The sequence below is a fragment of the Paraburkholderia caffeinilytica genome (assembly GCF_046030355.1).
GTDB lineage: Bacteria > Pseudomonadota > Gammaproteobacteria > Burkholderiales > Burkholderiaceae > Paraburkholderia > Paraburkholderia caffeinilytica_B.
Map to the genome: position 1 here is coordinate 78,908 of NZ_JAQQCQ010000001.1, position 20,188 is coordinate 99,095.

Below are 20,188 nucleotides of genomic sequence, written 5' to 3' on the forward strand. Positions count from 1 at the left end.
GGTGCTCACACTCCTGCCGGCGCTTTGCGGTGCCAATCGGTCGCGCGCTGGAACGCGTCGGCCACTTGCAGCATCCGGGCTTCATTGAAATAGTTGCCGATGATCTGCAGACCCACCGGACGCTGCGCATTCGCGCCCGCGCCGAAGCCGCACGGCACGCTCATGCCCGGCAAACCGGCGAGGCTCACCGAGAGCGTATAGATGTCGGCCAGATACATCTGCACCGGATCGTCGCCCTTCGCGCCGAGGTCCCACGCCACCGACGGCGCGACCGGTCCCATGATCACGTCGCACTGCTTGAACGCTTCCTGGAAGTCCTGCGCGATGATGCGGCGGATTTTCTGCGCCTGCAGGTAATACGCGTCGTAATAGCCATGCGACAGCACGTAAGCGCCCACCAGAATGCGGCGCTTCACTTCCGGACCGAAGCCTTCGGCACGCGACTTCTTGTACATGTCGAGCAGATCGCGGTATTCCGCGGCGCGATGGCCGAAGCGCACACCGTCGAAACGCGACAGGTTCGACGACGCTTCCGCCGGCGCGATCACGTAGTACACCGGAATCGACAGCTCGGTTTTCGGCAGCGAGACTTCCACCAGTGTCGCGCCGAGCGCTTCGTATTGCTTCAAGGCTGCGTCGATCGAAGCGCGCACGTCATCAGCCAGGCCGGCGCCGAAATACTCTTTCGGCAGGCCGATGCGCAGGCCGGCGAGCGGCTTGTCCGCGCCGTCTTCTTTCCACGTCTTGCCGATGTAGCGCGTGAAGTCTTCATCTTCGCGCGTGAGGCTGGTCGAATCGCGCTCGTCGAAACCGGCCATGGCGTTGAGCAGCGTGGCGCAATCCGCGGCGGTTTGAGCCATTGGTCCGCCCTGATCCAGCGAGGACGCGAACGCGATCATGCCGTAGCGCGACACGCGGCCGTACGTCGGCTTGATACCGGTGATGCCCGAGAACGACGCCGGCTGACGAATCGAGCCGCCGGTATCCGTGCCGGTGGCAGCAGGTGCGAGACGCGCCGCCACCGCCGCCGCCGAACCGCCCGATGAACCGCCCGGCACAGCCTTACGATCCCACGGATTCTGCACGGGACCAAAGTACGAATTCTCGTTGGACGAGCCCATCGCGAACTCATCCATATTGGTCTTGCCCACGCACACCATGCCGGCGTTCTGCAGACGCGCGACCACCGTCGCGTCGAACGGGCTTTCGTAGTTCGACAGCATCTTCGAGCCGGCCGTGGAGCGCCAGCCCTGAGTGACGAACACGTCTTTGTGCGCGATCGGCAGGCCGACCAGCGGGCCGGCGTGGCCGGTGTGAAGCAGCGCGTCGGCCGCTTTCGCCTGCGCGAGCGTCAGGTCGGCGTCGACCTGAATGAAGGCGTTCAGGCTATTGGCCGCGTCGATCCGCTTCAGATAGAGCTGCGCCAGTTCGACTGCGGAGCATTCCTTGGCCGCTAGTGCGGCACGCAGTTCGGTCAAGCTTTTTTCATGCATTGCGTTTTATCCTGGGCTTGATTCGCGAGTCTTGGTCGATCACTTACTCGATCACCTTCGGCACGAGGTACAGACCGTCTTGCACGGCCGGCGCCGGGCGCTGGAAGGCTTCACGGTCGACCGCTTCGGTCACCGCGTCGTTACGCAGACGCAGCGCGACGTCTTCGATCTGTTCGATCGGATGGGCCAGCGGGGCGATGCCGGTGGTATCGACCGCCTGCATTTGCTCGACGAGGCCGAAGAAATCATTGAGCTGGGCAAGCGTGTGCTCGGCTTCGGCTTCAGCCAGTTCGAGCCGCGCGAGGTGCGCGATGCGTTTAACATCGGTCAGGGTCAGAGCCATGCAGTCACCGGAAAATGTGGTGGACCGCCGCAGCGCGGGAAAAACGATGCTGCGACAGCGGGTTACGACACTGGAGGAAGACCTCGAAAAAGGGGCCAGCGGAGGCAAAAAGTGCCGTCCGTTTCCTTCAAAACATCCAAAATTATAAGGTATCATTACGCGTTCGACCCAAACCCGGACCGACTTACCAAGGCCTTTCTGAACAATTCCCAAAGATAGTTCGGATTTTTCTGGCTTGGCCTTGCACCGGCCTCCGGTAGACTCCCTCGCAGCTTCAAGTTCCTGTGGCGCCGCTTCCGCCCGGTTGAAGCTGTTATTTTTTCCGCTGCCGCCCTGCGCAACCGTTGCGAGGGCCGGCCCCAAGCGAGACAGGATTTTGAATGTTCGGTTTTCTGCGCAGCTACTTCTCCAACGATCTGGCGATTGACCTCGGCACTGCCAACACGCTCATTTACATGCGTGGCAAAGGTATCGTTCTTGACGAACCGTCGGTGGTCTCGATCCGCCAGGAAGGCGGTCCCAACGGTAAGAAAACCATTCAGGCAGTCGGCAAGGAAGCCAAGCAGATGCTTGGCAAGGTGCCGGGCAACATCGAGGCGATCCGCCCGATGAAAGACGGCGTGATCGCCGACTTCACCGTCACCGAACAGATGATCAAGCAGTTCATCAAAACTGCTCACGAATCGCGCATGTTTTCGCCGTCGCCGCGCATCATCATCTGCGTGCCGTGCGGTTCGACCCAGGTCGAGCGCCGCGCCATTAAAGAAGCCGCGCACGGTGCGGGCGCTTCGCAGGTTTACCTCATTGAAGAACCCATGGCCGCGGCAATCGGCGCAGGCCTGCCGGTGTCGGAAGCCACCGGCTCGATGGTCGTCGACATTGGTGGCGGCACGACCGAAGTCGGCGTGATCTCGCTCGGCGGCATCGTGTACAAGGGCTCGGTCCGCGTAGGCGGCGACAAGTTCGACGAAGCCATCGTCAACTACATCCGCCGCAACTACGGCATGCTGATCGGCGAGCAAACCGCCGAGGCCATCAAGAAAGAAATCGGCTCCGCGTTCCCGGGTTCCGAAGTCAAGGAAATGGAAGTGAAGGGCCGCAATCTGTCGGAAGGCATTCCGCGCAGCTTCACGATCTCCAGCAACGAAATTCTCGAAGCCCTCACCGATCCGCTGAACCAGATCGTGTCGTCGGTGAAGATCGCGCTCGAACAAACGCCGCCGGAACTGGGCGCCGACATCGCCGAGCGCGGCATGATGCTCACCGGCGGTGGCGCACTGCTGCGCGATCTGGACCGCCTGCTCGCCGAAGAAACCGGCCTGCCGGTGCTCGTCGCCGAAGACCCGCTGACCTGCGTTGTGCGCGGCTCGGGCATGGCGCTCGAACGCATGGACAAGCTGGGCAGCATCTTCTCGTACGAGTAAGCGAGCCCGCCTCCATGTCAGTAGCGCGGATCAGGCAAACGGCCCCTTGCGGGCCGGTTTGCCGTTGGCTGGACCTGCCAGCCTCCGCGCGCTGAACGCGCGTCTCCCGCGCGCCGCCGTCTCACCCAACCGCTCACGCCCCCGGCGCCGACCATGGAATACAGTCCGCCGCCCCTGTTCAAGCAAGGCCCGTCCGCCCTCGCACGACTGGTGTTTTTCGTCGTGCTGGCGCTCGCCCTGCTGATCTCCGACGCACGCTTCAAAACGCTCGAAATCGTGCGTGGCGTGCTCGGCGCGGGTCTTTATCCGTTGCAACGCGCCGCCCTCGTGCCGCGCGACGTCTTCATGGGCGCGGCCGATCTGGCCGTGACCAGCGCCACCTTGCGCAGCGAGAACGACAAGCTGCGCACCAAAGATCTGCAGCTCTCGCAACAAGCCAATACCGCCTCTGAACTGGCCGCTGAAAACACCCATTTGCGCGCGCTGCTGCAACTCTCGCAGCGTTCGACCACCCAATCGCTGCCCGCTGAAATCCAGTACGACACGCGCGATCCGTTCACGCAGAAGGTCGTGATCGGCCGCGGTGCGCAGCAAGGCGTCCAGGATGGTTCGCCGGTCGTCAACGAAGACGGCGTGATCGGTCAGGTGACGCGTGTGTTCCCGTTGCAAGCCGAAGTGACGCTGCTTACCGACAAGGACCAGGCGGTGCCTGTGCAGATTGTGCGCACCGGCTTGCGCAGCGTGATTTACGGCACGCCGAAGGGCGATACGCTCGATCTGCGCTTCGTGCCGATCAGCGCCGACGTGCAAACCGGCGACGAACTCGTCACCAGCGGACTCGACGGCGTTTATCCGCCGGGGCTGCCGGTCGCCAAGGTCGTACGGGTCGACAAACAGGCCGATACGGCGTTCGCGCGCGTGATCTGCTTGCCGGTTGCGCCCGTGCGCGGCGCGCGTCAGCTACTGGTGCTGCACTATCTGAACAACGTGCCGCCGCGCCCTGCTGAAGAGCCCGACGCGGCCACGACCGCCAAGGACGCGAAAGCGAAGAAGGCCGGCAAGCCCGCGGACAGCAAGGCCGCAGCGGATAAATCCCCTGCGAAGCCTGCAGAAAAACCGGCAGCCAAACCCGCTGAGAAAACGCCCGCCAAGCCCGCTGAAAAGCCGGCGCCCAAAGCCACGGCGGCGGAGAAGAAAACCGCCACCGAAAAGAAGCCGGTCGCCGACAAGAGCGTGAAGCCGCAAGCCACGCCGGGGGCCCAGCCATGAACCGTCCGCAATACATCCTGCAGCCGGTCAATCCGTACTTCATCGCCTTCAGCCTCGCTGCGGCGTTCCTGCTGAACCTGATGCCGTGGGGGCGCCTCGCCGGCGTGCCGGACTTCGTGGCGCTCGTGCTGCTGTTCTGGAACGTGCATCAGCCGCGCAAAGTCGGCATGGGCATCGCGTTCTTTCTCGGCTTGCTGATGGACGTGCACAACGCCAGCCTGCTCGGCGAGCACGCGCTGGCGTATACGTTGTTGTCGTATGGCGCGATTACGATCCATCGCCGGGTGCTGTGGATGTCGCTCGGCGTGCAGACTTTCGCGGTCATGCCGCTGCTGGTCGTCGCGCAACTGGTGCCGTTCGTGATCCGTCTGCTGACGGGCGCGGCGTTTCCGGGCTGGGGTTACCTGATCGACGGCTTCGTCGAAGCCGCGTTGTGGCCGGTCGCCAGCGTGCTGCTGCTGATGCCGCAGCGCCGCCCGGCCGATCCGGACGATACGCGGCCAATTTAATCACGCATCGAGCCCGCCGCCGTTCCGTTGGAACCCGGTTAGCCGGCCCGCTCGACGCGCATCGCTGTTCATGCCTCCCGGTTCCGGCCGGTTTGGGCGCACACTCATGATGGCCGTCACACGGCCTTTTGCAGAATCGCATGACCGAATTCAAGGACACTCAGCAACAGCTCTCGAAGTTCCGCCTGCGCGTCGCGGCGGCGGGCGTGTTCGTGTTCGTCTGCTTCGGGCTGATCGGCTTCCGTTTCCTCGTCCTGCAGGTCTGGCACTACAGCAAGTACTCGCTCCAAGCCGACGAAAACCGCATCTCGGTCGCGCCGATCGTGCCGAACCGGGGGATCATCACCGACCGTAATGGGGTGGTGCTGGCCAAGAACTATTCGGCGTATACGCTCGAAATCACCCCCTCGAAGCTGAACGACACGCTCGAAAACGTGATCGACAACCTGGCCACCGTGGTCTCGATCGACGCACGCGACCGGCGCCGCTTCAAGAAGCTGCAGGAAGACTCGAAGAACTTCGAGAGCCTGCCGATCCGCACCCGCCTCACCGATGACGAAGTCGCGCGCTTCACCGCGCAGCGCTTCCGCTTTCCGGGCGTGGAAGTGCGCGCGCGCCTGTTCCGTCAATACCCGCTTGGGCCCACCGCGGCGCACGTAATCGGTTACATCGGCCGGATTTCGCAGCGCGATCAGGACCGCATCGACGACGCCAGCGATCAGAACGACAGCGATCCGGACCACTACGATCCACGCCTCGACGCCAACAACTACAAGGGCACCGACTACATCGGCAAGATCGGCGTCGAACAGAGCTACGAGACGGAACTGCACGGCCAGACCGGTTTTGAGGAAGTCGAAGTCACCGCGGGTGGCCGGCCTGTGCGCACGTTGTCGCGCACCCAGGCCACGCCGGGCAATAACCTCGAACTGTCGATCGACATCGGTTTGCAGCAGGTCGCCGAGCAGGCCTTCGCCGGCCGCCGTGGGGCACTGGTCGCGATCGAACCGGCAACCGGCGACGTGCTCGCGTTCGTGTCGGCGCCAAGTTTCGATCCGAATTCGTTTGTCGACGGCATCGATCAGCAGACTTGGGACGAGCTCAACAACTCGCCCGACCATCCGCTCCTGAACCGCCCGCTGCACGGCACCTATCCGCCGGGCTCGACCTACAAGCCGTTCATGGCGCTCGCCGCGCTGACGCTGCATAAGCGCACGCCGGGCTGGGGCTTCCAGGATCCGGGTTCGTACACCTTCGGCGGCCATACGTTCCGCAACGACGTGCGCTCGGGCCAGGGCTGGGTTGACATGAACCGCGCGATCGTGGTGTCGAACGACACGTATTTCTACATGCTCGCGCACGATCTCGGCGTCAACGCGATCGCCGGTTTCATGAAGCCGTGGGGTTTCGGCCAGATCACCGGCATCGACATTTCGGGCGAAGCGCGCGGCATCCTGCCGTCGACGGAATGGAAGCGCAAGGCGTACCGCAAACCCGAGCAGCAGCGTTGGTATGAAGGCGAAACGATCAGTCTGGGCATCGGCCAGGGCTATAACTCGTTCACTATTCTGCAGCTCGCTCACGCTACAGCCACGCTCGCCAATAACGGTGTGGTGATGAAGCCGCACCTCGTGCGCGACATCGAAAATCCGATTACGAAAGACACGCGCCCGGTCGTGCGCGATCCGAGCGACAAGATCGCGGTGAAGCAATCGGATATCGACATCATCAAGCGCGCGATGGAAGGCGTCGTGACCAACGGTACGGCGTCGAAGCTATTCATCGGCGCGCCCTATCTGGCCGCCGGCAAGACTGGTACAGCGCAGGTCTACTCGCTGCAAGGCGCGAACTACAAGGGCCACGCGATCGCCGAGCATCTGCGCGACCACGCGCTGTTCATCGCGTTCGCGCCGGCCGAGCAACCGAAGATCGCGCTCGCGCTGATCGTCGAAAATGGCGGCTGGGGTGCGGAAGCGGCCGGTCCGATCGCGCGGCGGGTGCTCGATTACTACCTGGTCGGCAAGAACAAACCGGGCGCTGAAGCGGCGGCTGTCGCGGCGGCGGCCTCGGCGACGCAGGATGCGTCCGCGCCTGAGGTGGGTAGCGCACCGACGCCGCAGGACGCTGCGCAGCCGGTCAAGGTCGCGGCAGGCTTCACGGCACTGCCGATGCCGGGTGCTGCATCGGCCGCCGCGGCAGCTTCCGCAGCGGCGGCTGCTTCGGCTTCGGCTGGTGCTTCGGCGCCTGCGGCTGCGACCTCGATCTCGGCCTCAACAGCGACAGCGGCTGCTTCGGCGTCCGGCGCGTCGGCGGCCGTCGCTGCATCCGCGTCCGCTGCCGCAAAGACTCCGGCGCCGCGTAAATCCGGCGTCCCGCACAAACCCCGTCCGAGCAGCGAGCCGGTACCGACCGCTGCCGCGCCGTCACGGGATGACAGCATTCAGCCTACGTCGCCACGCCAGCCGGTTTCCGGCGGCATCGACGAGTAAGGAGAAAGGCATGCAATTCGACAAGCGCGCCTGGCTCGACCGCATCAAGCGGATGTTCGTGGGTTTCGATCGTCCGCTCGCCCTGATCGTGTTTTTGCTGCTGTGCGTCGGCATCATCACGCTCTACAGCGCGACGCTGGACATGCCCGGCCGGGTAGAAGACCAGTTGCGCAACATCATGCTGACGTTCGTCCTGATGTGGGCGCTGGCCAATGTGCCACCCACCACGCTGATGCGCTTCGCGGTCCCGCTCTATACATTCGGGATCGCGTTACTGGTAGCCGTGGCGCTGTTCGGCCTCACGCGCAAAGGCGCGAAGCGCTGGATCAACGTCGGCGTGGTGATCCAGCCGTCGGAGATTCTGAAGATCGCCACCCCGCTGATGCTCGCCTGGTACTACCAGCGCCGCGAAGGCGTGATGCGTTGGTACGACTTTCTGGTCGGCTTCCTGATCCTGATCGTGCCGGTCGGCCTGATCGCCAAGCAGCCTGACCTGGGCACTGCGGTGCTGGTCTTTGCGGCCGGTTTCTTCGTGATTTACTTCGCGGGACTGAGTTTCAAGCTGATCGTGCCGGTGCTGATTGCCGGCGTGATTGCTGTCGGCTCGATCGCGGCATTCCAGGACAAGATCTGTCAGCCGGAAGTGCAGTGGCCGCTGATGCACGATTATCAGAAGCACCGCATCTGTACGCTGCTGGATCCGACTTCCGATCCGCTCGGCAAGGGTTTCCACACCATCCAGGCGGTGATTGCGATCGGCTCGGGCGGCCCGCTCGGCAAGGGCTGGCTGAAGGGTACGCAGGCGCATCTGGAATTCATCCCCGAGAAGCACACCGACTTCATCTTCGCGGTGTTTTCCGAGGAGTTCGGGCTGGCGGGCGGCATCGTGCTGCTCACGCTTTATATGCTGCTGATCGCGCGTGGTTTGTTTATCGCGGCCAATGGGGCGACACTGTTTGGGCGGCTGCTGGCCGGATCGCTGACGATGGCGTTCTTCACCTATGCGTTCGTCAACATCGGCATGGTGAGCGGGATCTTGCCGGTGGTGGGCGTACCGTTGCCGTTCATGAGCTACGGCGGCACGGCGCTGACTACGCTGGGGGTCGCGATCGGCCTCATCATGAGCGTCGCGCGGCAAAAGCGGTTGATGCAGAGTTAGAGCGGGGCGGCGCGGAGGGCGTTTGGGCTCATCAAGGCGCGGACTGCAGAGCCGAATACGGCAACCTCCTCGAAGCAAACCACAGCGGGCCCGATAAAGAAAAGGGGCGCACCGTCAGTCAGGAGCGCCCCTCTTTTTTGCTATTGCGATCTCATTTACTGCAATCCCGTTTACCGCTGTTTCACTTGCCGCAGTCACATTTACTGCGGCTTCACTTCCTTCTGATCCCGCAACTGCGCGCTCAGTTGCTGATACTTGAGTTTCGCCGCCGGATCGCCCTGTGCCGCCGCCGCCGCGTAGTAGGCGCGCGCCACGTTCAGGTTCTTGTCCACGCCATCGCCACCCCGTTCGTAGAACGAGCCGGTCACGTACTGCGCGGTCATGTCGCCGCCTTGCGCCGCCTTCTTGTACCAGACGAACGCCTGCTGATTGTCACGAGTCGTGCCGCGGCCATCGAGAAACTGGTTAGCCAGCGCAAGCTCCGCCTGCACGTGCCCCTGTTGCGCGGCCTTCAGGAACCACCGGTGTGCTTCGACCGGATCACGCCCGACGAACTCGCCGTCGTCGTACATCTTGCCGTACACATATTGCGCATGCGACATGTTGGCGTCGGCGGCTTTGCGCAGCCACTTCTTGCCTTCGTCGACATTGGCTGTGGTGCCTTCACCGTTGAGCAACATCATCGCGTAGTTGAACTCGGCGAGCCGGCTGCCACGTTCCGCCGCTTTGCGGAATTCGGCAAGCGCCGCGCCCAGATTGCCGGCGTTGTAATCAGCAACCGCGGTTTGCGTCTCCGGATCGTTCGACTTCGCGACGCGGTTGTCCTGCGCATACGCCGTCACACTCGCCATCAACGCCGCGGCAACCGCAAGACGCACCGCGACGCACTGCACCATCCCCTTCATGTCCTCACCTCCTGCAACGCCTGGCGGGTCGCGCGCAACATCCACATGACGTCGGCGGCCAGGGCGATAAAACGAAAACCGGTATCGCGATGCTGCTTTGCACTCGCGACATCCATAGAAAAAATGCCTGCGGCGATACCGGCCTTGTCGGCGGCGCTGACGATGCGCGCCATCGCCGCCTGCACGTCGGCATGCTTCGAATCGCCCAGGTGGCCAAGGCTCGCGGCCAGATCGGCCGGCCCGACAAACAGGCAATCGACACCCGGCGTCGCCGCAATCTTCTCCACCTCCTGCAAGCCTCGCGCCGACTCGATCTGCACGATGGTCGCGATCTGCGCGTTGGCGGTCTGCACGTAGTCGCGCCGCATGCCGTACGAAGCCGCCCGCACCACGCCGGCGACACCGCGCTGACCGTCGAGCGCCTCGGCGGTCGGATATTGCGTCAGACGTACGGCGTGCGCCGCCTCTTCCGCGGTTTCGATATTAGGGAACATCAGCGTGCGAGCGCCAGCGTCCAGAACACGCTTGACGAGCCACGCCTCGCTCGCGGGCACGCGCACGACCGGCTCGCTCGGCAGATGCGCGGCGGCAATCGCACGTAATTGCGACGTGACGTCACCGCTATCGTTCGGCGCATGCTCCATGTCGATCAGCAGCCAGTCGAAGCCGGCGTGCGCCAGCGCCTCGGCGGCAGAATCGCTGCCGAGCGAAAGCCATAGGCCGAACAACGGATCGGCTTCTTTCAGCCGTTGCTTGAGAGGATTCGTGAAGGTGCTCATGGCCGCACTCCCGGGCGATGGGACACATCGCCTGAAACGCGGCTGAGGATGCTGGCGTGGCGGAAGCGGCCCACGCCTGGGCCATGATGGCCTGTAAGCCTGCTGCGACGCAATGCGGTGACCGGCATGTCTCGCTCCGTGTGGTTATCGGAGCGATCATACCGTGACAATAACGCGGGGGTTGGGCCGTGAGTTCGACTCGTACGGCCCCGGGTTTAATCGCGGACCACGTCGGCCCAGCAGTTCGGCGTCTCGAACAGACGCACCTTGTGCAAACGCAGATTCACGCCGTAATGCGCGTCATAGACGTTCGCGAGGATGCCGAACGCGACGGCGGCGAGATTTTCAACGGTCGGAATGCGGTCGAGCACGACCGTCTTGTGCCCCGCCATGGTTTCCAGAAAACCGCGCACCTGCGTATCGCCTTCATAGACGAGAAACGCATGGTCCCACTTGTCGACCAGATGCTCGACCGCGAGCGACTTCACGTCGGCGAAGTCCATCACCATGCCGCGATCCGGCGCGCCTTCGGTGTCGACCAGATCGCCTTGCAGCGTGATTTCGAGCACATAGCGATGGCCGTGCAGATTACGGCACTGGCTGCGGTGATCGGGGATGCGGTGGCCCGCGTCGAATTCGAGTTTTCGTGTAATCGTCAGCACGGCGAATCAGGGAATGTTCAGATACTTGTGGGTCTGCATCGACAGGCGCCATTGCGGATGGCGTTTGCACCAGTCGATCGCGAGCTTCGTGTTGAGATCGCGCGACGGACCGTCCATGGGCTGGACGAGGAAATACTCGAAGTCGAGCTTCGCATAGTCGGACAACCGCTGGTTGTCCTGCGGAATCACGACCTTCAGTTCGTTGCCCTTGGTGACGACGAGCGGCGCGTCGGCCTTCGGGCTCACGCAGATCCAGTCGATCGTCTCGAGCACCGGCAGCGAGCCGTTGGTTTCAATGGCGATTTCGAAGCCGGCGGCATGCAATGCGTCGACCAACGGCTGATCGATCTGCAGCATCGGTTCGCCGCCCGTGCAGACCACGAAGCGTTGGCCCTCGCCTTCCGGCCATTGCGACGCGATCATCTGCACCAGCTCTTCAGGCGTACGGTACTTGCCGCCGTTCTCACCGTCAGTCCCGACGAAGTCGGTATCGCAGAAACGGCATACCGCATCCGCACGATCTTCTTCGCGGCCCGACCACAGATTGCAGCCGGCGAACCGGCAGAACACGGCCGGCCGCCCGGCATTCGCGCCCTCGCCCTGCAATGTGTAGAAGATTTCCTTGACCGCGTAAGTCATGCTGCTGTCTGCCTTGTGTTCCTGAAAATAATTGCCTGCGCTGCGCGCCGTTGGCACGGTGCGCCAGCGTCGTCAAGCTTGGATGAGCCTTCCGTCAGACCGGCTCGGTCACCTTCTCACCGGCCAGATACGCTTCGTAGCCGCGCTTGCGCAAGCGGCACGCCGGGCATTCGCCACAGCCGAAGCCCCATGCGTGCAGTTCGGCGCGCTCGCCAACATAGCAGGTGTGCGTTTCGACGCGCACCAGTTCGACCAGTTCGTCACCGCCCAGCTCGTGTGCGAGACGCCACGTGTCGGCCTTGTCGAGCCACATCAGCGGCGTTTCGAGCAGGAAGCGCGTGTCCATGCCGAGGTTCAACGCGACCTGCAATGCCTTCATTGTGTCGTCGCGGCAATCGGGATAGCCCGAGAAGTCCGTCTCGCACATGCCGCCGACCAGCACCTGCAAACCGCGCCGGTAAGCGATGGCCGCCGCGATCGTCATGAACATCAGATTGCGGCCCGGCACGAACGTGTTCGGCAAACCGTTCGCCGTGGCATGAATCTCGATTTCGCGCGTCATCGCGGTATCGCTGATCGAACCGAGCACCGACAGATCGATCATGTGATCTTCGCCGAGGCGGTCGGCCCAAGCCGGAAATGCCCGCGCCACGGCGTTACGAAACCCTTCGCGGCATTCGAGTTCGACCCGGTGCCGCTGGCCATAATCGAAGCCCAGCGTCTCGACCGTTTCATATCGTTCGAGGGCCCATGCGAGGCATGTGGCGGAATCCTGGCCGCCGGAAAACAGCACCAGAGCGCTCCGTTTAGCGTCTTTGCGGATCACCGTGAAACTCCGTGAATGATGAGTGCCACGTCGCGCTGCGCGATGTGCGCCATGCAAGCAACGCGGCGCGACGCGTGCCGGCACTGCTGCCGGCCCCAAGCAGTATAGGCCGCGCCTTCCGCATGCAGAGTCGCTGGGCGCTTATACCGTTAATCGTCGGGCGAAGGATTCGGCACCTGTCGCGGCCTTGCCGTATTGCGGCAGCGTGCACAAAAGACCGAGCTTCAAGGTACGAAAAGACGCGTTTGGTGCGATGGCGCGCCAGTGAAACGTCGACAGCACGCTCGCATGCAAGTCTTTGAACTGGCGCGATTTTATCACGCGACGCCCTATGCCGCCGAGCGCGCCCGCCGCAGCGGCAAGCACGCCATGCCGCCACGAATGCCTATCAGAACCGGGAGAACCGCGACAAAAAAGGAAAAGCCCCAGGAATCTTGCGATTTCCTGGGGCTGAATCCTGGTGGCCTGGGACGGAATCGAACCATCGACACGCGGATTTTCAATCCGCTGCTCTACCAACTGAGCTACCGGGCCAACGAAGAACGAAATGATATCAAAGGGTCAGCTGCTCGGCAAGCCCCCTCTCGAAAAAATCTGCCGCGCTTGAAACTGCACGCACCTGCATGCATTACGCGGGCCGTTCATTCTCCTTTGTTCTTGCCGAGATCGACACCGAGTTGCTTGAGCTTGCGATACAAGTGCGTGCGCTCCAGTCCGGTCTTTTCCGCGACGCGCGTCATGCTGCCATTCTCACGCGCGAGGTGGTATTCGAAGTAAGCGCGCTCAAACGCATCGCGCGCATCGCGCAAGGGGATGTCGAACGAGATCGACGCCGTTTGCGCAGCCAACGCGCCGCTGCCCATGCCATCGGACGACAGCATCGGCAGCGCAGCCGCCGATGCCACGGCCGAAGTGCTGACCGGCAGCGCCGGCTTGGCAACCGCGCCGCCCGGCGCACCGGCTGCATTGCCGCGGGCGAGGCCTTGCTCGACTGCCTTCAGCAGCTTCTGCAATGCAATCGGCTTCTCGAGGAAATTGAGCGCGCCGATCTTGGTCGCTTCAACCGCCGTGTCGATGGTTGCGTGTCCGGACATCATGATCACCGGCATGGTCAGTTGCCCTTGCGCAGCCCATTCCTTGAGCAAGGTCACGCCGTCGGTATCGGGCATCCAGATGTCGAGCAGCACCAGGTCCGGCGCCTGGCGCAAACGGAACTCGCGCGCTTCCTGCGCGTTTTCCGCGGCCTCCACGACATGCCCCTCGTCGCTCAGGATCTCCGAGAGCAATTCCCGGATGCCCATTTCATCATCTACCACCAGGATGGTTGCCATTTACGCTGCCCTTGTCTGCACTGTTGCTTTTGTCGTTCCCTGCGACGCATTACCATGCGCCGACCGCGGCCCTGCTCCAGGCGCCGCAGTATCGTCTGCCAGTTGAAGGAAGAGGATCGATATCTGCGCACCTTCGATCACATCGCCCGCTTTCATGCGGTTGCGAATGTCGATGCGCGCGCCGTGTTCGTCGACGATCTTCTTGACCATCGCAAGACCCAGACCCGTACCTTTGGCCTTGGTCGTCACGTAAGGTTCGAATGCACGTGTGAGGATACGCGCGGGGAAGCCCGGTCCGTTATCCGACACTGTCAGACGCACCGCGACGTGGACTTTGCCTTCCGCGTCGGGGTCTCCGTATTCTACTGTCCTCGTCTCGAGCAACACACGCGGTTGTTCGACGTCGGCTACGGCATCCTGCGCATTTTGCAGCAGGTTGTGAATCACCTGGCGCAATTGCGTCGCATCGCCACGAATCGCCGGCAAGTCCGCGAGCTCCACCTGAATCGCGCCTTTGCCTTCTTCGATACCGTACAGCGTGAGCACTTCGCTGACCAGTTCGTTCAGTTGCAGATGCGCGAGCACCGCCGGGGGCGTGCGCGCATAGTCGCGGAAATTGTCGACCATCTGCTTCATCGCCGCGACCTGATTGACGATGGTGGTCGCGCCGCGCTTCAGCACATCGGCATCCGACGGCGACAGCTTGTCAGCGAGCTTCATCTGCAAACGCTCGGCGGAAAGCTGAATCGGCGTGAGCGGATTCTTGATCTCATGCGCGAGACGCCGCGCCACTTCACCCCACGCGATCGACCGCTGCGCGGAGATCACGTCCGAAATATCGTCGAACACGACGACGTAACCGGAAGTCTGCATATCTTCGGCATCGCGATCTGCGGCGGACACAAGACGCGCGCCGCGCACGAGCAGTGTAAGCGGCTCGGTTTCGCCCGGCACCTGCACCGAGAACTGCTGCTGCCAGTGGCCGCGGTCGTCGTGACCGTCGCCGCTGGCGGCTTCGCGATCGGCAAAGGCCTTGCGCACCATGCCGCCAAATTCGCTCAGCACGCCGATCTGCTCGAGCGCCGAACCCTGCACCTCCTGGAACTGCTGACGGAAAATCCGCTCGGCGCCGCGGTTCGCGGTAGTGAGACGGAACTGCCGGTCGAACACGAACACGCCCGCGGTCAGATTCGCAAGAATGCTTTCCAGATAGGCCTTCGAATGCTCGAGCGCGATGCGGTTGTTCTCGACCGCCGCGCGCGCTTCGGAGAGCTGCCGCGTCATTGCGTTGAACGACTGCGTGAGGAAGCCCAGTTCGTCACGCGATTTGATTTCGCGTTTCGGCGTGTAGTCGCCCTCGGTCACTTCCTTGGTGCCCTGCGCGAGCAGGAACAACGGCCGCGCCAGCTGATTGCCGAGCGCGAGCGCCAGCATCATCGCGATGAAGGTGGCGAGGAACAGGGCGAGCGTCAGCGTGCCAATGTACATCTTGCGCAAGCCGGTGCGGCCCAGCGCCTTCTCCTGATACTCGCGATAGGCGCGCTGCACCGCGTCGGCGTTACGCGCGAGGGTTGGCGACACCGGCTGCGTGAGCTGCAGGAAGCGTTCGGTGGGCTGCAGCAGCGACGCGTTCGAATCGGGAATGCGCTGTACGACGCGCAGCCGCAACGCGCCCTTGCCACCATGCGCGTTCGGATCGCCGTCGACTTCCCCTTCGATCGCCGCATAACCGCGGCCGCGCGCCTGATCGATCATCAACGGCGTGGGCAAGTCGTTCGACACGAGCGTCGCGTAATTGCCGGACGCCTGCGCGACCACGTGCATGTCCGGTGTCGCGCCCGACATGCTGCGCGTGGGTTCGACGATCGTCGCGTCCTGCACGCCGAACTGGTCGCGCAAGCGCAGAAGCGTAAGCGTGGTGCCTGCGGCATCCGCGCTCGCCAGCTGCTCGGACATCAGACGCCCTTTGGTCTGCAGATCGGACAGCGACGCGTCGAGCATGCCGCGGCCGAGATTCAGGCCCGAGGTCAACGCGGTTTCGACGTTCACGTCGAACCACGATTCAATACTGCGCGACACGAACTGATACGAGACGACGTAAATGATGCCACCCGGCACCACGCCGACGAGCGCCATGAAGAACGCGAGTTTCGCCAATAGCCGCGTGCCGAACTTACCTTTCTTGAGCCGCGCGATGATGATGATGACGAGCGTCGCCACCACCAGCAAAAAGATCATCGCGACCACGAGATTGGCCGCATACAGCCACTGGTAATAGCGGTCGAAGAATTCGGTATTCGCGCTCGCCGCTGCAAGCAGCACGAGCAGCAACACGGCCGTCACGGCGACCGTGGACACCAGCACGCGCACGACGATGCTGCTGACACTGGTGGCTTGGCGCACGCTATTTAGCACGTTCGGTCACCGTAAAGGTAAAGCGCTTCCACTCGGACGCGAGACTCCAGTCGCGGTTGTTCACCGCGTCGATCTGGAACGGCTTGGGCATCAGCGCGATGTCGAGTTGCATGCGCACCGACGCGTTGTAAGTCTCCCCGACATGCACCTGATTGCGCTCGATCACATGCCACGACGTGATGTGCTTGATCACCGCGAGCGCATCCTTCAACGTCGAGAAGCCGAGCTGCAGCCCACCCGACGAGACGCTCGACACACGGTACTCACGCGTAAGCGGCTGGAACGACAGGCGAATGCTCTGCGATACGCTCACCGGCTGCTCGTCGAACCAGTACCAGCGCGGCCGGCTCAGTTCGAAGTCTGTTGTGAAATACAGCGGAATGCCTTTGTTGACGGCATCTTCGAGATTGCTGTTCAGGTCGAAGTCGAAACGCGCGTCGAGACTCCAGCCGGTGTTGTCCGATTGCAGCGAGGCGCGCTGCACCGCGATCGAATCGGCATACGCCGCGCCCGGTACAGCGAGCCATACGGCCAGCACGATCCAGAGCACGGCAGCGAGCCGAAGCGGGAAGAAGCGTTTGATGGTCACCGTTTCTGAAAGCGCGCGTAGAAAAATCCGTCGTGGTCTGAGTTCGAGCCGGCGCTATCTTCAGCGTCATGTCCGGCATGGGACCCGGCCGATGTGCCGGCGGGCGCGCGGGCAGCTGAGGGTAGAAGCTGCCCCGGCGCGTCCAATCGTACCGCATCCTGATGCTTGTTTCCAAACCACTGCGCCTGCAACTCGCCTTCTTCGGGGAAGATCGAACACGTAACGTAGAGCAACTCGCCGCCTGGCTTCACGAGCGGCCATAGTGCGCCGAGAATGCGGCGCTGCTCGGTGACCAGCGCGGGAATATCCGACGCGCGACGCAGCCAGCGAATGTCGGGATGACGCCGCACGATGCCCGAGGCCGAACACGGCACGTCGGCCAGAATGCGGTCGAATGGCTGGTCGATGTCGTCGTGCCATTTTGCCGGTGCACCCGCGTCGCCGATACGCACTTCTGCTTCGAGCTTGAGCCGCTGCAAGTTTTCACTAATGCGACGCGCGCGCGATGCATCGCTTTCGAGTGCCACGAGCTGCAGGTTGGCAAGTTCGAGCAGATGGCCGGTTTTTCCGCCGGGCGCCGCGCACGCGTCGAGCACGCGCATGCCGTCACGCACGCCGAGCAGTTGCGCGGCGAGTTGCGCGCCGGCGTCCTGCACGGACACAACGCCGTCGCTGAAACCGGGAATCCGGTCGACCGGCATCGGCGTAGCGAGCTTGACGGCGTATTCGCCGGCCCGGCTCGCGGGAATGTGATGGTCTTGCAGCACTTGCAGATAGGCATCGACCGTCGAGCGGCGCGCGTTCACGCGCAGCGTCAGCGGGCCTTGTGTGTTACCGGCCGCGAGCACTGCTTGCCATGCGTCGGGCCATGCGGCTCTGACCGCATCGATCCACCACGCCGGGTAGTTCCAGCGCGCGACTTCGTCGCCTTGCGCCGCGCTCAGCAACGCCTCACGCTCGCGCAGGAAATTGCGCAGCACTGCATTGACGAGACCCTTTGTGAACGCGAATTCACGACGCGCGGCAATGGCGCCCACCGCCTGATCGACCACGGTGAACGGCGCATAGGCGGCATTCGCTTCATCGTCGACGAGCAACGCGAGCGCGCAGGCGAGCACATGACCGACGTGCGGCGGCGGTGCTTTCTTCACCAGCTTCGCGATCAGCCATTCGACCGTCGCCAGGCGCCGCATGGTGCGGTATGCGATGTCCTGCACTGCGCCGCGCGCAGCGGCGGCACTCCCTTCCGGCGCGGAGACGAATACGGCTTGCAGCGCGGCCGGCAAGGCTGCGCCGAGGCGCACGGCGCCGACGGCCTGGCCCGCGCAGTCGAGCGCGAAACCGAGCGATTCGGGCGCGAGATGCAACATCGACAAGCGGGATTCGCGCGGACGCGCCGGTGGTGCAGCAGAACGCGAAGAAGGCTTTGGAGTCATGAAAGAGGCAAAGGCAGGCCGCGCGGTGCGCACGACTCAAACAGCACACATTGTAGCGTGGCGCGGGATGAGGACCGCTGAGAGCGGACGGCAACCCGCAGGCGTAGCCGCGCCAGTCGGAGCTCGAACAATTGGGCAAGGACCCGTAGCGGAGGGCAAGCGATGCTACGCCCGGAGCGAAAGCGCTCCGCGTTGGCCGCATCCGGTCGTGCCGCTGCAAGCCCACGATTCCGGTCGCTTAAGCAAAAAGGCGAGCCCGCAGACTCGCCTCTCATCAAGCCACGTCAGTGGCCCGTTACTCGAAGCGCCCGGTGCGCGCCATTTCCATCAAACGCGCGACGCGTTCCTCGGTAGCCGGGTGCGTCGAAAACAGATTCGCGATGCCGCCGCCCGACAGCGGATTCATGATCATCATCTGCGCGGTGGCCGGATGCTGCTCGGCTGCGGGGAACGGAATGCCGCTCGCATAACGATGGATCTTGTCGAGCGCCGAAGCGAGCGCTTGCGGATCGCCGGAAATCTGCGCGCCGCCGCGGTCTGCCTCGAATTCACGCGCGCGCGAAATCGCCATCTGAATCAGCGCGCCGGCGATCGGCGCCAGCAACGCGACCGCAATGCCCGCAATCGGGTTCGTCGGACGACCGTTTTCGTCACGGCTGCCGAAGAACATCGCGAAGTTCGCCAAGGCGGAAATGGCGCCTGCCATGGTCGCTGAAACGGTGGAGATCAGGATGTCGCGGTGCTTCACATGCGCCAGTTCGTGCGCCATCACGCCACGCATTTCGCGCTCGGACAACACGCGCAGGATGCCGGTGGTGGCGGCGACGGCCGCATGCTCCGGATTGCGGCCAGTGGCGAACGCGTTCGGCGCGTCTTCGTTGATCAGGTAGACGCGCGGCATCGGCAGATTGGCGCGGGTGGCGAGTTCGCGCACCATGCGATAGAACTGCGGCGCACTGTTTTCGTCGACTTCCTGCGCGTTGTACATGCGCAGGACCATCTTGTCCGAGAACCAGTACGAAAAGAAATTCATCCCTAGGGCGATCACGAGCGCGATCGTCATGCCGCGCGACCCGCCGATCATCCCGCCGATCACGATGAAAAGGGCCGTGATCGCGGCCATCAACATCGCGGTTTTGACCCAATTGAACATGTCTGCAACTCCTTGCCCTAGCGCGGGTTCATATCTGCGCCGCATGATCGCGGCGGCTGATTGTAAGCGAAATGTTAGATATGGGCGCGCAAGGAAAATTCAATCATCTTGATGCAGTGGCGAGCTTGATGCCCAAGCCGACGAATGCGCTGCCGACGCCGCGATCCAGCCACCGCTTCACCAACGGCTTGCCGGAGAAGCGTTGGGTGACACTGCCGGCAATCCACGCGACAAAACTGTTCCAGATCATGCTCATCACGACGAACACCCCGCCGAGCGTGAGGAACGCCAATGCCTTATGGTCGCTGCCCGTTGTGACGAATTGCGGAAAGAACGACACGAAGAACAGCACGACCTTGGGGTTCAGCACATTGGTCCAGAAGCCTTGCAGGAACAACTGGCGCAGCGATTTCGGCGCACCGGTCCCGCGCGCTTCACCCGCCGCCTGGTCGGCAGCCGGCTTGGCGAAAATGAGGCGCACGCCGAGATAGATCAGATAAATAGCGCCGACGAACTTGATGACGGTGAACGCGGTAGCCGAAGCCGCCAGCAGCGCCGTCAAGCCAAATGCACAGGCAAGCGAGTGGACGCAGCAACCGGCGGAGATGCCGAGCGCGGACATCAGCCCTGCGCCACGCCCTTGCGCCACGCTGCGCCCGACGATGTAAGCCGTGTCGGGGCCGGGCGTCACGTTCAGCAGAAAGACGGCGACGACGAAAAACTCGAAATGGGTAATGCCAAACATGGAGATCCTCTAAACACGGGCC

At 63.2% G+C, this 20,188-nt stretch carries 19 protein-coding genes and 1 tRNA gene; 5 read left to right on the plus strand and 15 right to left on the minus strand.

The window, feature by feature from the left end:
• Positions 1–5: 5 nt before the first annotated feature.
• Together gatA and gatC are read right to left on the minus strand one after the other, a co-directional pair.
• Complete coding sequence (gatA, locus tag PQQ95_RS00340) at positions 6–1,493, minus strand: Asp-tRNA(Asn)/Glu-tRNA(Gln) amidotransferase subunit GatA (RefSeq protein WP_408433552.1); 1,488 nt, start codon at positions 1,491–1,493, stop codon at positions 6–8.
• 43 nt (positions 1,494–1,536) lie between these two features.
• The gene (gatC, locus tag PQQ95_RS00345; protein ID WP_408433554.1) at positions 1,537–1,836 is read right to left on the minus strand and encodes an Asp-tRNA(Asn)/Glu-tRNA(Gln) amidotransferase subunit GatC; all 300 of its coding nucleotides are present in this window, start codon (positions 1,834–1,836) and stop codon (positions 1,537–1,539) included.
• 380 nt (positions 1,837–2,216) lie between these two features.
• Between gatC and PQQ95_RS00350 the strand changes: the two genes are divergently transcribed.
• From PQQ95_RS00350 to rodA, 5 genes are all read left to right on the plus strand, one after another.
• The gene (locus PQQ95_RS00350; protein ID WP_004189550.1) at positions 2,217–3,260 is read left to right on the plus strand and encodes a rod shape-determining protein; all 1,044 of its coding nucleotides are present in this window, start codon (positions 2,217–2,219) and stop codon (positions 3,258–3,260) included.
• A gap of 153 nt (positions 3,261–3,413) precedes the next feature.
• A complete protein-coding gene (mreC, locus tag PQQ95_RS00355) occupies positions 3,414–4,529 on the plus strand; it encodes a rod shape-determining protein MreC (protein WP_408433557.1) in 1,116 nt (371 codons plus the stop codon).
• Positions 4,526–5,038 (plus strand): rod shape-determining protein MreD, encoded by a 513-nt coding sequence (gene mreD / locus PQQ95_RS00360; protein WP_063494468.1) that lies wholly within the window; start codon positions 4,526–4,528, stop codon positions 5,036–5,038. The genes mreC and mreD overlap by 4 nt, the downstream gene beginning before the upstream one ends.
• A 140-nt stretch (positions 5,039–5,178) precedes the next feature.
• A complete protein-coding gene (gene mrdA / locus PQQ95_RS00365; RefSeq protein ID WP_408433560.1) occupies positions 5,179–7,527 on the plus strand; it encodes a penicillin-binding protein 2 in 2,349 nt (782 codons plus the stop codon).
• Positions 7,528–7,537: 10 nt separating this feature from the next.
• Entirely contained in the window at positions 7,538–8,686 is a 1,149-nt protein-coding gene (rodA, locus tag PQQ95_RS00370) for a rod shape-determining protein RodA (RefSeq protein WP_408433563.1), read from the plus strand.
• A 200-nt stretch (positions 8,687–8,886) separates the two neighbouring features.
• Here rodA and PQQ95_RS00375 read toward each other — a convergent pair whose 3' ends face one another.
• The 13 genes from PQQ95_RS00375 to PQQ95_RS00435 form a co-directional block, all read right to left on the minus strand.
• A complete protein-coding gene (locus PQQ95_RS00375; RefSeq protein ID WP_408433566.1) occupies positions 8,887–9,591 on the minus strand; it encodes a tetratricopeptide repeat protein in 705 nt (234 codons plus the stop codon).
• Complete coding sequence (locus tag PQQ95_RS00380; protein WP_408433569.1) at positions 9,588–10,370, minus strand: HpcH/HpaI aldolase family protein; 783 nt, start codon at positions 10,368–10,370, stop codon at positions 9,588–9,590. Before PQQ95_RS00380 ends, PQQ95_RS00375 begins: the two co-directional genes overlap by 4 nt.
• A 215-nt stretch (positions 10,371–10,585) precedes the next feature.
• Positions 10,586–11,032, minus strand: a complete 447-nt coding sequence (gene queD / locus PQQ95_RS00385; RefSeq protein ID WP_408215274.1) for a 6-carboxytetrahydropterin synthase QueD — start codon at positions 11,030–11,032, stop codon at positions 10,586–10,588.
• 6 nt (positions 11,033–11,038) lie between these two features.
• Positions 11,039–11,671, minus strand: coding sequence for a 7-carboxy-7-deazaguanine synthase (queE, locus tag PQQ95_RS00390; RefSeq protein ID WP_408433573.1), 633 nt, complete (start codon positions 11,669–11,671; stop codon positions 11,039–11,041).
• A 94-nt stretch (positions 11,672–11,765) separates the two neighbouring features.
• A complete protein-coding gene (gene queC, locus PQQ95_RS00395; RefSeq protein WP_211613138.1) occupies positions 11,766–12,497 on the minus strand; it encodes a 7-cyano-7-deazaguanine synthase QueC in 732 nt (243 codons plus the stop codon).
• Positions 12,498–12,638: 141 nt separating this feature from the next.
• Positions 12,639–12,863, minus strand: coding sequence for a hypothetical protein (locus tag PQQ95_RS00400; protein ID WP_408433576.1), 225 nt, complete (start codon positions 12,861–12,863; stop codon positions 12,639–12,641).
• 92 nt (positions 12,864–12,955) lie between these two features.
• Positions 12,956–13,031: transfer RNA gene (locus tag PQQ95_RS00405), tRNA-Phe, on the minus strand.
• A 107-nt stretch (positions 13,032–13,138) separates the two neighbouring features.
• Positions 13,139–13,828, minus strand: coding sequence for a response regulator transcription factor EsaR (gene esaR, locus PQQ95_RS00410; RefSeq protein ID WP_408433578.1), 690 nt, complete (start codon positions 13,826–13,828; stop codon positions 13,139–13,141).
• Positions 13,829–16,243 (minus strand): sensor histidine kinase, encoded by a 2,415-nt coding sequence (locus PQQ95_RS00415; protein ID WP_408433581.1) that lies wholly within the window; start codon positions 16,241–16,243, stop codon positions 13,829–13,831.
• Positions 16,233–16,832 (minus strand): DUF4390 domain-containing protein, encoded by a 600-nt coding sequence (locus PQQ95_RS00420; protein ID WP_408433583.1) that lies wholly within the window; start codon positions 16,830–16,832, stop codon positions 16,233–16,235. The genes PQQ95_RS00415 and PQQ95_RS00420 overlap by 11 nt, the downstream gene beginning before the upstream one ends.
• The gene (gene rsmB / locus PQQ95_RS00425; protein ID WP_408433586.1) at positions 16,829–18,268 is read right to left on the minus strand and encodes a 16S rRNA (cytosine(967)-C(5))-methyltransferase RsmB; all 1,440 of its coding nucleotides are present in this window, start codon (positions 18,266–18,268) and stop codon (positions 16,829–16,831) included. Before rsmB ends, PQQ95_RS00420 begins: the two co-directional genes overlap by 4 nt.
• Positions 18,269–18,563: 295 nt before the next feature.
• Positions 18,564–19,421: a zinc metalloprotease HtpX gene (gene htpX, locus PQQ95_RS00430; RefSeq protein WP_211613133.1), complete on the minus strand. Its 858-nt coding sequence runs from the start codon at positions 19,419–19,421 to the stop codon at positions 18,564–18,566.
• Between the two features lie 103 nt (positions 19,422–19,524).
• Complete coding sequence (locus PQQ95_RS00435) at positions 19,525–20,166, minus strand: LysE family translocator (protein WP_408433589.1); 642 nt, start codon at positions 20,164–20,166, stop codon at positions 19,525–19,527.
• Positions 20,167–20,188 lie beyond the last annotated feature (22 nt).

Coding starts and splice junctions, on each gene's coding strand:
- gatA (WP_408433552.1), bottom strand. CDS start 1,493: ATGCATGAAAAAAGCTTGACCGAACTGCGTGCCGCACTAGCGGCCAAG.
- gatC (WP_408433554.1), bottom strand. CDS start 1,836: ATGGCTCTGACCCTGACCGATGTTAAACGCATCGCGCACCTCGCGCGG.
- PQQ95_RS00350 (WP_004189550.1), top strand. CDS start 2,217: ATGTTCGGTTTTCTGCGCAGCTACTTCTCCAACGATCTGGCGATTGAC.
- mreC (WP_408433557.1), top strand. CDS start 3,414: ATGGAATACAGTCCGCCGCCCCTGTTCAAGCAAGGCCCGTCCGCCCTC.
- mreD (WP_063494468.1), top strand. CDS start 4,526: ATGAACCGTCCGCAATACATCCTGCAGCCGGTCAATCCGTACTTCATC.
- mrdA (WP_408433560.1), top strand. CDS start 5,179: ATGACCGAATTCAAGGACACTCAGCAACAGCTCTCGAAGTTCCGCCTG.
- rodA (WP_408433563.1), top strand. CDS start 7,538: ATGCAATTCGACAAGCGCGCCTGGCTCGACCGCATCAAGCGGATGTTC.
- PQQ95_RS00375 (WP_408433566.1), bottom strand. CDS start 9,591: ATGAAGGGGATGGTGCAGTGCGTCGCGGTGCGTCTTGCGGTTGCCGCG.
- PQQ95_RS00380 (WP_408433569.1), bottom strand. CDS start 10,370: ATGAGCACCTTCACGAATCCTCTCAAGCAACGGCTGAAAGAAGCCGAT.
- queE (WP_408433573.1), bottom strand. CDS start 11,671: ATGACTTACGCGGTCAAGGAAATCTTCTACACATTGCAGGGCGAGGGC.
- esaR (WP_408433578.1), bottom strand. CDS start 13,828: ATGGCAACCATCCTGGTGGTAGATGATGAAATGGGCATCCGGGAATTG.
- rsmB (WP_408433586.1), bottom strand. CDS start 18,268: ATGACTCCAAAGCCTTCTTCGCGTTCTGCTGCACCACCGGCGCGTCCG.
- htpX (WP_211613133.1), bottom strand. CDS start 19,421: ATGTTCAATTGGGTCAAAACCGCGATGTTGATGGCCGCGATCACGGCC.
- PQQ95_RS00435 (WP_408433589.1), bottom strand. CDS start 20,166: ATGTTTGGCATTACCCATTTCGAGTTTTTCGTCGTCGCCGTCTTTCTG.